The organism is Methylopila jiangsuensis (assembly GCF_027922305.1).
Classification (GTDB): domain Bacteria; phylum Pseudomonadota; class Alphaproteobacteria; order Rhizobiales; family Methylopilaceae; genus Methylopila; species Methylopila jiangsuensis.
The window spans coordinates 208,733-222,795 of sequence record NZ_BSFK01000010.1; the positions used below are offsets into that span (position 1 = coordinate 208,733).

Below are 14,063 nucleotides of genomic sequence, written 5' to 3' on the forward strand. Positions count from 1 at the left end.
GTTCCGGATTGTCTGATCCGGAGGGCCGGGATGTGGAGGCGCTGCGCGCGGTCGCGCATTGGCGCGATCTTCCGGGAGCGCGTGTTCGAGAGCTGATCGCCGAATCGAGGAACGACCATCTGCTGCTCGATACGACGCTCGTCGGCGCCCATCAGAAGACGGCTGTGGCCTTAGGCTGCATCGTCCCGAAACGGGGAGGGGCGCGTCACGCCACCCGGAAGCGGTCGGTTTCGGCGATGGTCCCGTCCGGCGTCAGGCCGCGGGTGACGCCCTCGCATGACCAGCCGCCCGGGCCGCCGCTGACCTCATACAGATTGTAGGCCGCCGGCGGCTCATGGCTGGTGGGGCCGGCGGAACAGGACGGCACCGCAATCACCGGGATCGGGCCGTTGGGCCCTGGAACGGCGTGGCGCGTCGGCTCATGGTTGTGGCCGTGGAGCACCAGCTCCGCGCCCTCCGCGGCGAGCACGGCGCGCAGGGCGTCGGCGTCGCGCAGGCGGCGCAGCCAGGGCGTGCCGTCCTCCGCCACCGGATGATGCACCGTCACCACACGGAACAGGCCCTCCGCCTTCAGCCGGCGCAGCAGGGGGGCGAGCGCCGCGCGCTGGGCGGGGCCCACCTCGCCGGTGGCGGCGAGCGGGGCGGTGGCCACCGCCGACGACAGGCCGATCAGCGCGATCAGCCCGTGGCGGCGCACGTAAGGGAAGCCCGCGCCGCCGTCGTCGCAGCTCATGTGCGAGGCCCAGACCCGGCTCGGCGCGCCGACGATGCGGCGCACATAGGCGTCGTGGTTGCCGGGGATGGCCGCCACCTTGCTGGCGGGGCCGAGCCGGCCGAGGAAGGCGGCGGCGGGCAGGAATTCGGCTTCGAGCCCGAGATTGGTGAGGTCGCCGGTGACGGCGATGGCGTCCGGCTCCTCGTCCACGACGTCGGTCACGATCTGGTCCAGCACCGCCATGTCGTGCCACCGCCGGCGCCGGCGGTACCAGTTGATGGCCCCGAGGCCGCGCTTGGACAGCATCTCCAGCGCGGTGAAACGGGGCAGGGGGCCGAGATGCGGATCGGAAAGATGGGCGAGAACGGTCACGGCGGCCTTATAGCCGATCAAGCGTGGAAAGGGGATGACGTTCGCGCGCAAAAACGCCGGCCGCGCGTGGCGCGGCCGGCGTGAGGAACATCAGAAAATCTCGGGAAAAATCAGTCGCGAGAGAAGGTCATGAGCGCGGCCAGCGCGCCGCCGTGGGGCGCGCGGAAGGCTTTGCGCCAGGACGACTCCGCCGGCGAAGCCTCGCGCGAGCGGAACGAAAACAGCCAGAACATCAGATCACCAGAGGGAGAGCCACGCCCCGTCCGGGGGCGCTTCAGTCTTCTCCTGCCGCGCATATAGGCGGAACGCCGCACGATTGACCAGTGGGGCGCCCGGATGAGGGGCATGCGTTTTCGCGCGGTCCTGGCGACGGCGCTCACAAGCCCTCGCGCCCATGAGGGGAGCCGAGGTCAAGCTCAGGCCCCTTGGGCACGATCCGCGTCGGGTTGATGGTGGCGTGCGACCAGTAATAATGCGTCTTGATGTGGGCGAAATTCACCGTGCCCGCCACGCCCGGCCATTGGTAAAGCTCGCGAAGGTAGCCGGACAGGTTGGGATAGTCGGAGATCCGCCGCAGGTTGCATTTGAAGTGGCCGTGATAGACCGCGTCGAAGCGGACGAGCGTGGTGAACAGCCGCCAGTCGGCCTCCGTCACGGACGGTCCCGCCAGATACCGCGAGCCGGCGAGATGATCGTCGAGCCCGTCCAGTTCCGCGAACAGCGCGTCGAACGCCTCGCCGTAAGCGCCTTGCGTGGTGGCGAAGCCGGCCTTGTAGACCCCGTTGTTGACGCGGTCGTAGATCGCGTCGTTGAGGGCGTCGATCCGGGCCCTGAGCGGCTCGGGGTAGAAGTCCTGATCGTCGCCGGTCAGCCCGTCGAAGGCCGAGTTGAACATGCGGATGATCTCCGCGCTCTCGTTGGAGACGATGGTCTCCCGCTCCCGGTCCCACAGCGCCGGCACCGTCACCCGGGTGTTCGCGCCGGGCTCGGCCCTGAGGTAGACCTCGTAGAGCTTGGAGGCGCCGTTGACCGCGTCGGGCGTCGCCTCGGGGAAGTCGCCGAACACCCAGCCGTCCTCGCCCATGCGCGGGTCCACCACCGACACCGGGATCAGGTCCTCCAGCCGCTTCAGCCGGCGGAAGATCAGGGTGCGGTGCGCCCAGGGGCAGGCGAGCGACACGTAGAGGTGGTAGCGGTCGGCCTCCGCCCGGAACCCGCCGTCGCCGGAGGGGCCCGGCGCGCCGTCGGCGGTGACCCAGTTGCGGAACCGGGACGCCTGCCGTTCGAACCGGCCTCCGGTCTTCGCGGTGTCGTACCACTGGTCGCGCCAGACGCCGTCCACGAGCAAGCCCATCGGTCTCTCCTTCCGTAAGGTCCGGCATATAGGGCGGGGCGCGCGTTTCGCCGCTTTGCGGCAGGCTGCGCGCCGTGCTACGCGCTCGGTCGTGATGGTCACGCTTCGCCCGCTCCTCCTTCGACGACGACGCCCCGTCCGCGCCCGATCCGGCGCGGCGACGACGCGCGGCTGAGCGGACGACACGCCTCGATGGCGCCGCCGGCCGACCGAAGGACCGACTACCGACCGAGCCCCAGGCGCCCATGACCTCCCTGCCTCTCGCCATTCTTCACGAGCAGCCCGGCGACGCCGCCGCCATCGACCACCTGCACGAGCGCGCCTTCGGGCCGGGCCGTTTCGCCCGTTCCGCCTATCGGCTGCGGGAGGGCGTGGCCGCGGCGCCGGACCTGTCTTTCACCGCGCGGGTCGGCACGCTGCTGGTGGGCTCCAACCGGCTGACGCCGATCCTGATCGGCGACTCCCCCGCGCTGCTGCTGGGGCCGCTGGTGGTGGACCCCGCCTTCCGCTCCAAGGGCATCGGCCTTGCGCTGCTCGACACCTCGCTGAAGGCGGCGGAGCTTGGCGGGCACAGGCTGGTGATGCTGGTGGGCGACGAGCCCTATTACGCCCGCGTGGGCTTTTCGCGCATCCCGAACGGGCGGGTGGCGCTGCCGGGGCCGGTGGACCCGCGCCGGGTGCTGTGGCGCCCGCTGGCGGAAGGCGCCACCGAGGGCGTCGGCGGCGAGGCCCGCCGGGCGGCCTGACGGCGCCTCAGCCGCAGGCCACCGCCTCCACGATCTCAACCACCACGCCGACGCAGACCAGCAGCAGCCCGACCGGGATCAGGAACAGGCCGATCACGTATTTCGCCGTGGCGAGGCCGTAGTCCACCAGCATCCAGCCGAAGGCCTTGGTGCGCGCGCCCTGGCGGCAGTTCCTGTCGGCGTCGTCGTCCTTCGCGGCCAGCGGCGACGTCGCCGCCATGGGCGGACGGGGCGCGGCGAAGGACGGCGCGGCGGCGGCGAGGCACAGCAGGCAGGCGAGGCTGCGGAGAAGCGCGCGCGCTGCGTTCGCCATGAGGAACATTCCTTCGGGTTCGTGGACGTGGCCGTCTGTCCGGACGAGCCGGTCAGGACGGTCCGAAGCCCGCATGGCGCAGGGCGTCGGTCACGCCGCTGATGGTGATCTGCGCGCCGATGCAGAGCAAGAGAAAGGCGGACAGGCGCTGCACCACCTGGGCCCGCGCGCCGCCGAGCAGGCGCACGATGCGGTCCGCGGAGCGGTAGCAGACGAAGATCATGGCCGCCAGCGCCACGGCGGCGAGCGTGACGCCCGCGGCGTAGGCGAGGAAGGCCGCGTCGGCGGTGGGACGGTTGGCCCCGAGCGCGATCGCCACCGAAATGGTGCCGGGGCCGGTGGTCAGCGGCATGGTGAGCGGGAAGAAGGCCACGTCCGGCGGGGCCTCGCGGGCCTCGTCCGCCTGGGACATCTTGCGGTCCTCGTGCCGTTCGGGCGCGGAGAGCAACTGCCAGCCGTTCACCGCCACCACCAGCCCGCCGGCGATGCGCAGCGCGTCCAGCGTGACGCCGAAGAAGTTCAGCACATAGACGCCGATCCACAGCGCGCCGATCATCACGAAGGCGGCGTAGACGCCGATGCGCTCGGCGAGGTCCCGCCGCTGCTCCGGCGTGCGCTCGCCCGCCACCTGCGCGAAGATCAGCGCGCCGCCGATCGGGTTGACGATCGAGAACAGCGCCGAGAAGGCCAGCAGGAAATGCTGGGCGAGGTCGACCATCCAGGGCATGGGGCGCGGCCCGGCTTAACGCGACGGAGGCGGGGAGGCGCGGGTCATCGCCCCTCCCGCGCCCAGGCGACCGCGAAGGCGCCCAGCAGCAGCGCGAGCCCCAGCACGCCGGCGAACACCGGCAGGATGCCGATGCCGCGGGCGACGGACGTCTCCGCCTGCCGCACGCCGATCCAGTCGGAGCCGCTGGCCCGCGCGCCGGCCGACACCAGCGTCACCCGCGGAACCTCGATCTCCGCGCCGGCCTCGGGCGTCACCCGGCGGGCGGAGCCGCCGGTGGCGGCCGCGAGCTTGTCCAGCCGGTTCGTGGTGCTGGCCACTTCCGTGAACTCGCGCGGGTTGGGCGGCCCCACGTTGACCAGCGCGGTCAGGGCGCCGTCGGTCGCCCGGTGCAGGCCGAGCTCCGGCGTCTCGAAGGTCCCGCGCCACAGGCCGGGCTCGGCCTGGGTCAGCGCCACCTCGCGGGCGCCCCCGCCGGGCAGCGTCACGGTCACGGGCGCCGCCTCGTCCTTCAGCGTCTGGCGCTCGAAGGTGACGACGCGGCCGTTGGCCCTGGCGCGCAGCGCCTCCTCGTCGAGGTCGGGCTCCTTCATCAGCCAGTGGGACAGCCGGCGCAGCAGGTCCACATGGGGGCCGCCGCCGTCGAAGCCGCGCGCCCACAGCCAGGCGTGATCGGACAGCATCAGGGCCACCCGGCCCTCGTTCTCCCGCGCCAGCACCAGCAGCGGACGCCCGTCGGGGCCGTTCAGCACCGCCTCGCCCTCGCGCACGCGGCTGTCCACCATGCGGAACCACGGCGCCCAGCTTGGCGGCGTGGACTGCGAGCCCGGCAGGCCGCGCGTCACCGGGTGCTTCCGGCCGATGTCCGAAAGCTCGGGCTTGAAGGCGCGCTCCAGCACGCCGCCGATGGGCTCCGCGGGCAGCACCTGCGCCAGCGGCGTCTCGTAGAGCGAGCCCGGCTCGGCGTAGTCCGGCCCGGAGGCCACCAGCACCGCGCCGCCGTCCCGCACGTAGCGGGCGATGTTCTCGAAGTAGATCATCGGCAGGATGCCCTGCCGCGCGTAGCGGTCGAAGATGATGAGGTCGAACTCGTCGATCTTCTGGATGAACAACTCTCGGGTCGGGAAGGCGATCAGCGACAGCTCGTTGATCGGCGTGCCGTCCTGCTTGTCCGGCGGGCGCAGGATGGTGAAATGCACCAGGTCCACGCTGGCGTCCGCCTTGAGCAGGTTGCGCCAGGTGCGTTCGCCCGCGTGGGGCTCGCCCGAGACCAGCAGCACCCGCAGCTTCTCGCGCACGCCGTCGATGGGCAGCACCGCGCGGTTGTTGACGTCGGTGATCTCGCCCGGCGCGGTCTCCGCCTCGATCTCGATGTAGTTCACGCCCGCATGGGCGATGGGCGCCTCGAAGCTCGTGACCTCGCCCGGCGTCGCCTCGAAGCGGTCGATCTCCTCGCCGTCGCGGCGGATGGCGATGGGCACGGGCGCGCCGCCGCCGGGGCCGGTCTCCTCCAGCCGGAAGGCCACCCGCTGGGTCTGGCCCACGATGCCGAAGCGGGGCGCGAGCGTCAGCGCCACCCGGCGGTCGCGCTCGTCCGGACGGCCGGTGATCAGCGCGTGCAGCGGCGCGGTGAAGCCGAGATCGCGCGCGTCGGCGGGCACGTCGTGGACCACGCCGTCGGTGACGAACAGCGCGCCCGCCACCCGCTCCGGCGGCACGTCGGCCAGCGCGTCGCGCAGCGCCTTGAACAGCTCGGTGCCGTCGGAGGCCGCGCCGTCCTGTCCGGCCTCGATCCAGCGCACCTCGGTGTTCTTCAGCCCCTGCAGCCGCGCCTCGAGCTGCCGGCGCACCGCGTCGGTCTGGGGGCCGCGGCCGTCCAGCGTCTGGCTGCCGGAGCGGTCCACCACCACGGGGAGGATGTTGGTCAGCGTCTCCCGGTCTTCGCGGGTGAAGGAGGGGTTGGCGAGCGCCAGCAGCAGGCAGGCGAGCGCGCCGGCCCTGAGCCACGCGCCGCGCGTGCGCCCGAGCACGCCGAGCGCCGCGACCACGAGCGCCGCCGCCGCCAGCGCCAGCAGCGCGGGAGGCGGGATGAGCGGCGCGAAGGCGACGTCGAGGCTCATGCGCGAAAGCCGATCATTGCCCGAGCCTTTCCAGCAGCGCCGGCACGTGCACCTGGTCCGCCTTGTAGTTGCCGGTGAGGGTGTACATCACGATGTTGACGCCGACGCGGTAGGCCATCTCGCGCTGGCGCTCGTCGGTGGAGGTGGGCAGCAGCGGGCGGCCGTCCGCGCCGGTCGCCCAGGCGCCGGCGAAGTCCGCGCCGGTGATCAGCACCGGCGAGACGCCGTCGCCGGCCCGCGCCGGGCGGTCGGCGGCCTCGGTCTCGTCCTCGCCCGCCAGCGCCTCGACCCAGAGCGGGCTGCCGTCGTAGCGGCCCGGGAAGTCGTTCAGCAGATAGAACGCCTTGGTGAGGACGTGGTCGCGGGGGGCGGGCTCCAGCGCCGGGATGTCGAGCCCCTCCAGCAGGCGTTTCAGCGCCGCGCTTTCGGCGCCGCCGCCGGACCCGCTCACCGCGTCGCGGGTGTCGAACAGGATGGCGCCGCCCTGTTTCATATAGGCGTCCACCCGGGCGCGCGTGGCGGCGTCGAGCGGCGCGGCGTCCTGCGTCACCGGCCAGTACAGCAGCGGGAAGAAGGCGAGCTCGTCCTTGGCCGGATCGACCGCGATCGGTCCGCCGGGGTTGAGCGCGGTGCGCGAGGCCAGCGCCTGCGTCAGGCCCTCGAGCCCCGCCTTCGCCAGTCGGTCGACCTCGAAATCGCCGGAGGCCACATAGGCGAGCCGCGTCGCGAGCGTCGCCTCCAGCGCGAAGCGCTCGTCATAGGCGGGCTTCTCGGCGGTCTGAGCCTGCGCGTGCGGAGCCGGCGCGGCGAGCGCGAGGCCGAGCGCCGCCAGCGCCAGCGCCGCGGCCCGCGCGCTCCGGCGGCCCAGCAGCCCGGCCCCGCCCGCGAGCAGGAAGGCGGCGAGGCCGTCGAGGATCGCGGCCAGCGCCGCGATGGTGAACAGCCAGGGCGCCACCGGCGTCGGCTCCGCCACCGTCACGTCGCCGGTGGCGGCGTCGAGGCCCGTGAGATCAAGCCGGGCGAGCGTGGCGTCCGCCGCCAGCGTGTTGACGGCGACGCCCGCCTCCGCCGGCCCGTAGAAGCCGGGCGGGTTGTCGGGAGTGGCGAAGGCGCGGCCCTCCGCCGGGACAGGCTTGGCGGTGGCGGGCGGCGCGCGGAAGGCGCCGTTCCCGTCCAGCGTGCGGGTGGGCGGCAGGGTGGCGGGCCGGGCCTCGGCGGCGTTCGCCGAGCCGGCCTCGGCCGCGGCGCCCTCCGCGGCCTGAGGCTGGCCGCCGCCGGTTCCGGCGAGATCGACCACCCGGCGCAGCATGTCCACGAAGGCGCCGGACAGCGGCAGGTTCGACCAGCGGGTGTCCGCGGTCACATGGAACAGCACGGTCATGCCCTTGCCCTGCCGGGCGCCGGTGACGAGCGGCGTGCCGTCGCCGAGCGTGGCCCAGACCCGGTCCGGCAGGTCGGCGTCAGGCTCCGCCAGCACCTGCCGCGTCACGGTGACGTCGTCCGGGACGGTGAGCGGAGCGAACGGGCCGGAGCCTGCGAAGCTCGACAGCGGCTGCGGCGTCTCCCAGGCGAGCGCGCCGCCGAGCGTGCGCCCGCCCTGCCGGAGCCGCACGGGGCTGAGCCCGTCGTCGGGCGCGGCGGCGAGGCGGGGGCCGGCGAAGCGGATCAGCACGCCGCCGTTCTCCACCCACGCCTCCAGCCGGCGGTGGGCGTCGTCGCTCAAGGCGCCCACATCCGCCAGCACGATCGCCGGCAGCTTCTGGTCGAGGAAGCTCTCCACCGCCTGGCTCGCGCCCTGGCCACGGGCCTCGCGCACATCGGCGAAGGGGGCCAGCGCGCGGGTGACGTAGTACGACGGCGCCAGCAGCGGCTGCGCGGTGTCGGCGGTGGCGCCGGTGGCGACGCCCACCGCCCGGCGGCGGGAGCGCTGGTCCATGAGCTGCACCGCGCCAGCCGTGCGCGCGCCGACGATCTCAAGCCGGGCCACGTCGTTGCGCAGCTCCACGGGCAGATCGAAGGTGGCGGTCGCCTCGCGCGCGCCGACGCCGAAGACCGCCTCCGTCTCGCCCAGCGGGCGGCCGCGCAGGTCGCTCGCCCGCACGCGGACCGTCTCGGGCCCGGCGGCCTCCGCCCGGAGCGCGCGCACTGTGAGGTTCGCCGGCAGGTTGGCGGCGCCCGCGAGGCCGCGCGCGGAGCCGGTGGAATCGAGCCGCACGGTGAGTGGGCGTTCGCCCAGCGCGGCGCGCAGGCCCTGCCCGAAGGCCCGCGCCTCGCCGGCTTCGAGCCCGTCGGCGATCCACAGCGCCTCGGCGTCGCCGTGGGCGCGGAAAAACGTCTCGATCGCGGGCAGATGGGCGCGCCGGTCCGGCGACACGGGCTGGGGCGCGATCACCCGCAGGCGCTCCCGCGCTTCCCCGGCGGTGGTGAGCCCGATCTCGCGCGCAGGATCGGCGAGCGCCACCAGCGCCACGGCGCGGCCTGCGTCCTCCGCCGCGGCGAGGGCTGTTTCCGCGGAGGCGGCGCGGGCGTCCCAGTCGGCGGCGGCGGGCCAGCCGTTGTCGAGCGCGATCAGCAGCGGCCCGGCGCCTTCCGGCGCGGCGGGCGCCGGGTTCCACACCGGCTTCGCCAGCGCGAACACGATCAGCGCGATCAGCGCGAGCCGCAGCAGCAGCAGCCACCACGGCATGGCGACCGGCGTCTCGCGCCGGGCCTCCACGTCCAGCAGCAGGCGCGCCGGCGGAAAATCCACCCGCCGGGGCTTCGGCGGCGTCAGGCGCAGCAGCAGCCAGATCGCGGGCAGCGCGAGCAGGCCGAGCAGCAACCACGGGCTGAGGAAGGCGAGCGGCAGCGCGCTCATGCGGCGGCCTCGCCAAGGCGGGCGTGCAGCGCGAGCAGCGGTTCCGTGGCGGGCCGGTCTGTGCGGTGGATCTGGAAGCTCCAGGCGTGGCGGCGGGCGATGTCGGCGAGCGCGGCCCGGTGGCGGGCGAGCCGGGCCACATAGCCTTCGCGCCACTCCTCCGCCCGGCCGGCGGTGACGCGGGTCGCGCCGTCGGGATCGAGGAATTCGGTGCGGCCGGTGAAGGGGAAGGTCTCCTCCGCCGGATCGACGATCATCACCAGATGGCCGCGGCCGCCGCGGGCCGCGAGCGAGGCCACGGCGGCCGCGATCTCCGCTTCGGGCGCCAGCAGGTCGCCGATCACCACCGCCTCGGACAGCCGGGCGATGGGATGCGCCTGTGGCGGCAGGCCGCTGTCGTCCGGTTGCGCGGCGCCCAGCGCCTGGGCGAGCGTCTCGATGGCGTTGCGGCTCGCGGTCGGGCGCGTCAGGCCGAGCAGTCCCACCCGCTCGCCGCCGCGCACCAGAGCGTCCGCCAGCGCCAGCCCCAGCACCGCCGCGCGCTCGACCTTGGATTCGGGCGCGAGGTTGGAGCGGAACGCCATGGAGCGGGAGCGGTCGATCCAGATCCAGACCGTGTGCGCCGCCTCCCATTCCTGCTCGCGCACGTAGAGATGGTCGTCGCGGGCGGAGCGGCGCCAGTCGATGCGGCCCACCGGCTCGCCGGTGGTGAAGCGGCGGTACTGCCAGAAGTTCTCGCCGACGCCCGAGCGCCTTCGGCCGTGCAGGCCGTGGACCACGGTCGCCGAGGCGCGCCGCGCCGCCACCACCAGCCGGGGCAGGGCGCCGGACAGGCCGAGCGCCGCCTCCTCGTGGCGGGAGGCGATCCGCGTCTCGGCGGGATCGGCGAGGCCGGCGCGCGCCGCCATGCGGGTCAGCCGAGCCGCTCGACGAGCTTCGCCACCACGCTCTCCAGCGTGTCGCCGTCGGCGCGGGCGGAGAAGGTGAGCGCCATGCGGTGCTTCAGGATGGGGTCGGCCAGCGCCGCCACGTCGTCGATGGAGGGCGCGAACCGGCCGTCGAGCAGCGCGCGGGCGCGCACCGCCAGCATCAGCGACTGGCTGGCGCGGGGGCCGGGGCCCCAGGCGATGCGGTCGGCCACGCTCTTCTCCGCCGTCTCCGGGCGCGCGGCGCGCACCAGATCGAGGATGGCGTCCACCACCGATTCGCCCACCGGCAGGCGCCGCACCAGCCGCTGGGCGGAGAGCAGGTCGTCGGCGGTCATGGCGGCTTTCGGCCGGGCTTCGTCGGCGCCGGTGGTGGCGAGCAGGATGCGCCGCTCCGCCTCCCGGTCCGGATAGCCCACGTCGATCTGCATCAGGAAGCGGTCGAGCTGGGCTTCGGGCAGGGGATAGGTGCCCTCCTGCTCCAGAGGGTTCTGGGTGGCGAGCACATGGAACGGCCGCGGCAGGTCGTGGCGCTGGCCGGCGACGGTGACGTGATACTCCTGCATGGCCTGCAGCAGCGCCGACTGGGTGCGGGGGCTGGCGCGGTTGATCTCGTCCGCCATCAGCAGTTGCGCGAAGATCGGGCCGGACAGGAAGCGGAACGAGCGGCGGCCGTGCTCGTCCTCCTCCAGCACCTCGGAGCCGAGGATGTCGGAGGGCATCAGGTCCGGCGTGAACTGCACCCGGCGGGCGTCGAGCCCGAGCACTGTGCCCAGCGCCTCCACCAGCTTGGTCTTGGCGAGGCCCGGCACGCCCACCAGCAGCGCGTGGCCGCCGCACAGGATGGTGAGCAGCGCCCGGTCCACCACCTGCTCCTGGCCGAAGATCACCTGACCGATGGCGGCGCGGGCGGCGGCCACATGGGCGCCGATCGCCTCCGCGCCCCGGACCACCGCGGCGTCGAGGTCGGTGGCGCCGTCGCTTGCGGTCTGGGTCATGGTGATCTCCTGAATGCCATCGCCGCCCATCGGACGACCGCGGGACGCCGAATGCAAGTCCCGCGCGCGGAACCGTCGCGGGACTTACCCCGAACGCCGCCTCGGCCTACATGATAGGCGGCGGGGGCAACCGGGCGATATGAAGGCCGCCCGACGGCCCGGCCATGGCTCAAGGAAACGTGATGTCGCAGGCGAACGCCGAAACCTCCTCCGCGGCCGGGCGCATGGACGCGCTGGCGCAGGCCGCGCGCGAGGCCGGCGGGCGGGGACCGGCGCCGGTCCATCTGTGGAACCCGGAGCGCTGCGGCGCCATCGACATGGTCATCCGAGCGGACGGAAGCTGGACCTACAACGGCTCGCCCATCGGGCGCCCGGCGCTGGTGAAGCTGTTCGCCACCGTGCTGCGCCGGGATGCGGACGGCTACGTGCTGGTGACGCCGGCGGAGAAGCTCGACATCACCGTGGAGGATGCGCCCTTCGTGGCGGTGGAGATGGCGAGCGACGGCGAGGGCCGCGACCGCCGCCTGCGGTTCCGCACCAATGTGGACGAGGCGGTGGACGCCGGGCCCGAGCATCCGCTGCGGTTCGAGGCGGCCCCCGACGGCGGCTTCAAGCCCTACGTGCGTGTGCGGGGCGACCTCTGGGCGCTGGCGGCGCGGCCGGTGGTCTACGATCTGGTGGAGCTGGCGGAGGAGCATGACGGCGCTCTGGGCGTCTGGGCGGGCGGGGCGTTCTTCCCCTTCGGCGAGGCGGCGGCGTGAGGGCGGACGGCGCGCTTTCCGCGCCGCTCGTCACCATCGAGGACCTGCGCGCCCGCGCGGCGACCCGGCTTCTGCCTGCGCCGCCCGATCCGGACGATCCCGAGACCGTGCCGATCGGCGAGTTCGCGCTGCTCGCGCCCGATCGCGTTCCCCGCGCCGCGGCGGTGCTGATCGGGGTGACGCCCCGCGCGGAGCCGCAGCTGCTGCTGACCCAGCGCGCCGCCCATCTGCCGGTGCATGCGGGGCAGATCGCCTTTCCCGGCGGCAAGCGCGAACCGGGCGACCCGACGCCGCTCGCCACCGCGCTCCGGGAGGCGCAGGAGGAGATCGGGCTCGACCCGGCGCTGGCCCGGCCCCTCGGCTATCTCGACCTCTACGTCACCAATTCCGGCTTCGCCATCATCGGGTGCGTGGCCGAGATCGACCCCGCCTATACGCTCGCCGTCTCGCCCGACGAGGTGGACGACGCCTTCGAGGTCCCGCTCGGCTTCCTGATGGCGGCGGAGAACCACCGGGTGGAGATGCGGGAGTGGGGCGGGGGCTTGCGGAAAGTTCATCACATGCCCTGGCGCGATCGGCATATCTGGGGCGTGACCGCAGGCCTGCTGCGCAACCTTTATGAAAGGCTCTACGCCGAATGACGCGCATCCTGCTGCAGGCGCTGCTGTTCCTGTCGCCCTTCATCGCCTACGCGCTGTGGCTGCGCCTCACCGCACGCGGCTGGCGCGCGCCGGAGCGGTGGCTGGGCGCGCCGCTGGTCTGGCTGTGCGTCGCGGGCGTCGCGCTCACGGTGGCGAGCCTGTTCGCGCTGGCCTTCACCAGCGGCGGCTCCACCAGAGCGATCTACGTCCCGGCCCATATGGAGAACGGCGTGTTCGTGCCGGGCCGCATCACCGAGCCCGGCGCGAAGTGAACGAAACGCTCCGCCTCGCCGACGCCGGCTGGCTCGCCCGCGGCCCGCTGGCCGAGGTGCTGGCGGCGCTGGACCGGGACGGCGAGGAGGCGCGGATCGCGGGCGGCGCGGTGCGGGACGCGCTGCTGGGCGCCGCCCCCGGCGACATGGACATCGCCACCACGGCCCTGCCCGAGGAGGTCATCCGCCGCGCGCGGGCCGCGGGCTGGAAGACCGCGCCCACCGGGGTCGAGCACGGCACCGTGACGGTGGTGGCGGAGGGCGAGCCGTTCGAAGTCACCACCCTGCGCCGGGACGTCTCCACCGACGGGCGGCGCGCCACCGTGGCCTTCACCCGCGACTGGGCCGAGGACGCCGCCCGGCGCGACCTCACCATCAACGGGCTCTATCTCGACCGATCGGGCGTGGCGCACGACCATGTGGGGGGGCTCGCCGATCTCGCGGCGCGCCGGGTGCGCTTCATCGGCGACGCCCGCGCCCGCATCCGCGAGGACTACCTGCGCATCCTGCGCTTCTTCCGCTTCCACGCCCGCTTCGCCGAGGGTCCGCCGGACGCGGCCGGGCTCGGCGCTTCGATCGCAGAGAAGGCGGGGCTCGCCCGCCTGTCGCGGGAGCGGGTGCGGGCGGAGCTGCTGAAGCTGCTGGTGGCGCCCCGGGCGGTGGAGACCGTCGCCGTGATGGCGGACCACGATCTGGTCGCGCCGCTGACCGGCGCCGCGCCCGAACTCCGACGCTTCGCACGGCTGGCGGCGCTGGACGCCGCGGCGCCCGACGCCCTGCTGCGGCTGGCGGCGCTGGCGCTCGAGCCCCACAACGGCGCTGACCGGCTGCAGCAGGCGCTGCGCCTGTCCAAGGCCGAGGCGAAGCGGCTCGAGGCGCTGGAGCCCGCGACGCCGGCGCTGGCGCCGGACATGGGGGAGGGGGCGGCCAGGGCCGCGCTGTACGCCCTCGGCCCGGAGGCGTTCCGGGACCGGGCGCGGATGGCGTGGAGCGCGGCGGGCGCGCCCCCCGACGATGCCGCATGGGGCGCGCTGGCCGCTTTGCCGGAGCGCTGGACGGCGCCGGCGCGGCCTTTCGCGGCCAAGGACTTTCTGGCGCGGGGCGAGACCGGGGGCGCGCGGCTCGGACGGCTGATGCGCGCGGCCGAGGCGGCGTGGGTCGCGGCCGGATTCCCCACCGATCCCTCGACGGTCGCCGCCCTGCTCGACCGCGCCCGCGCCGAAACCGACTGAAGGCCAGGGCGCGATCGCGCTTCAACGTC

13 protein-coding genes are annotated in these 14,063 nt (G+C 74.0%); 5 read left to right on the top strand and 8 right to left on the bottom strand.

All coding sequences use genetic code 11. The features are described from left to right. Positions 1-205: 205 nt before the first annotated feature. Positions 206-1,087: a metallophosphoesterase family protein gene (locus PKE85_RS10620; RefSeq protein ID WP_271204711.1), complete on the bottom strand. Its 882-nt coding sequence runs from the start codon at positions 1,085-1,087 to the stop codon at positions 206-208. Between the two features lie 376 nt (positions 1,088-1,463). Then, positions 1,464-2,441 carry a glutathione S-transferase family protein gene (locus PKE85_RS10625; protein ID WP_271204712.1) on the bottom strand — a complete coding sequence of 326 codons (978 nt, stop codon included), beginning with the start codon at positions 2,439-2,441 and terminating at the stop codon, positions 1,464-1,466. Between the two features lie 245 nt (positions 2,442-2,686). Between PKE85_RS10625 and PKE85_RS10630 the strand changes: the two genes are divergently transcribed. Next, on the top strand, positions 2,687-3,187 hold the full coding sequence (locus PKE85_RS10630) for a GNAT family N-acetyltransferase (protein ID WP_271204713.1): 501 nt from the start codon (positions 2,687-2,689) through the stop codon (positions 3,185-3,187). Positions 3,188-3,194: 7 nt separating this feature from the next. On the opposite strand, the gene PKE85_RS10635 is transcribed toward PKE85_RS10630, so the two are convergent. The 6 genes from PKE85_RS10635 to PKE85_RS10660 are packed head-to-tail and all read right to left on the bottom strand — an operon-like array spanning position 3,195 to position 11,128. After that, positions 3,195-3,500, bottom strand: coding sequence for a hypothetical protein (locus PKE85_RS10635; RefSeq protein WP_271204714.1), 306 nt, complete (start codon positions 3,498-3,500; stop codon positions 3,195-3,197). Positions 3,501-3,552: 52 nt separating this feature from the next. Further along, entirely contained in the window at positions 3,553-4,227 is a 675-nt protein-coding gene (locus PKE85_RS10640; protein WP_271204715.1) for a MarC family protein, read from the bottom strand. A 44-nt stretch (positions 4,228-4,271) separates the two neighbouring features. Further along, positions 4,272-6,347 carry a hypothetical protein gene (locus tag PKE85_RS10645; protein ID WP_271204716.1) on the bottom strand — a complete coding sequence of 692 codons (2,076 nt, stop codon included), beginning with the start codon at positions 6,345-6,347 and terminating at the stop codon, positions 4,272-4,274. A gap of 13 nt (positions 6,348-6,360) precedes the next feature. Then, a complete protein-coding gene (locus tag PKE85_RS10650; protein WP_271204717.1) occupies positions 6,361-9,204 on the bottom strand; it encodes a DUF4159 domain-containing protein in 2,844 nt (947 codons plus the stop codon). Next, a complete protein-coding gene (locus PKE85_RS10655) occupies positions 9,201-10,112 on the bottom strand; it encodes a DUF58 domain-containing protein (RefSeq protein ID WP_271204718.1) in 912 nt (303 codons plus the stop codon). Before PKE85_RS10655 ends, PKE85_RS10650 begins: the two co-directional genes overlap by 4 nt. A gap of 5 nt (positions 10,113-10,117) precedes the next feature. Further along, entirely contained in the window at positions 10,118-11,128 is a 1,011-nt protein-coding gene (locus PKE85_RS10660; protein WP_271204719.1) for an AAA family ATPase, read from the bottom strand. Between the two features lie 182 nt (positions 11,129-11,310). On the opposite strand from PKE85_RS10660, the gene PKE85_RS10665 reads away from it, so the two are divergent. From PKE85_RS10665 to PKE85_RS10680, 4 genes are read left to right on the top strand one after another with little or no spacing between them, the layout of a single operon-like run. Continuing rightward, on the top strand, positions 11,311-11,889 hold the full coding sequence (locus PKE85_RS10665) for a DUF1285 domain-containing protein (RefSeq protein WP_271204720.1): 579 nt from the start codon (positions 11,311-11,313) through the stop codon (positions 11,887-11,889). Further along, positions 11,886-12,530 (top strand): NUDIX hydrolase, encoded by a 645-nt coding sequence (locus PKE85_RS10670; protein ID WP_271204721.1) that lies wholly within the window; start codon positions 11,886-11,888, stop codon positions 12,528-12,530. Before PKE85_RS10665 ends, PKE85_RS10670 begins: the two co-directional genes overlap by 4 nt. Then, a complete protein-coding gene (locus PKE85_RS10675) occupies positions 12,527-12,802 on the top strand; it encodes a DUF6111 family protein (protein WP_271204722.1) in 276 nt (91 codons plus the stop codon). Before PKE85_RS10670 ends, PKE85_RS10675 begins: the two co-directional genes overlap by 4 nt. Continuing rightward, complete coding sequence (locus tag PKE85_RS10680) at positions 12,799-14,034, top strand: CCA tRNA nucleotidyltransferase (protein WP_271204723.1); 1,236 nt, start codon at positions 12,799-12,801, stop codon at positions 14,032-14,034. Before PKE85_RS10675 ends, PKE85_RS10680 begins: the two co-directional genes overlap by 4 nt. Positions 14,035-14,063 lie beyond the last annotated feature (29 nt).

What these genes read in the sequence shown, in the direction of transcription:
- PKE85_RS10625 (WP_271204712.1), bottom strand. Translation starts at nt 2,441, where the DNA reads ATGGGCTTGCTCGTGGACGGCGTCTGGCGCGACCAGTGGTACGACACC.
- PKE85_RS10630 (WP_271204713.1), top strand. Translation starts at nt 2,687, where the DNA reads ATGACCTCCCTGCCTCTCGCCATTCTTCACGAGCAGCCCGGCGACGCC.
- PKE85_RS10635 (WP_271204714.1), bottom strand. Translation starts at nt 3,500, where the DNA reads ATGGCGAACGCAGCGCGCGCGCTTCTCCGCAGCCTCGCCTGCCTGCTG.
- PKE85_RS10640 (WP_271204715.1), bottom strand. Translation starts at nt 4,227, where the DNA reads ATGCCCTGGATGGTCGACCTCGCCCAGCATTTCCTGCTGGCCTTCTCG.
- PKE85_RS10645 (WP_271204716.1), bottom strand. Translation starts at nt 6,347, where the DNA reads ATGAGCCTCGACGTCGCCTTCGCGCCGCTCATCCCGCCTCCCGCGCTG.
- PKE85_RS10650 (WP_271204717.1), bottom strand. Translation starts at nt 9,204, where the DNA reads ATGAGCGCGCTGCCGCTCGCCTTCCTCAGCCCGTGGTTGCTGCTCGGC.
- PKE85_RS10655 (WP_271204718.1), bottom strand. Translation starts at nt 10,112, where the DNA reads ATGGCGGCGCGCGCCGGCCTCGCCGATCCCGCCGAGACGCGGATCGCC.
- PKE85_RS10660 (WP_271204719.1), bottom strand. Translation starts at nt 11,128, where the DNA reads ATGACCCAGACCGCAAGCGACGGCGCCACCGACCTCGACGCCGCGGTG.
- PKE85_RS10665 (WP_271204720.1), top strand. Translation starts at nt 11,311, where the DNA reads ATGTCGCAGGCGAACGCCGAAACCTCCTCCGCGGCCGGGCGCATGGAC.
- PKE85_RS10675 (WP_271204722.1), top strand. Translation starts at nt 12,527, where the DNA reads ATGACGCGCATCCTGCTGCAGGCGCTGCTGTTCCTGTCGCCCTTCATC.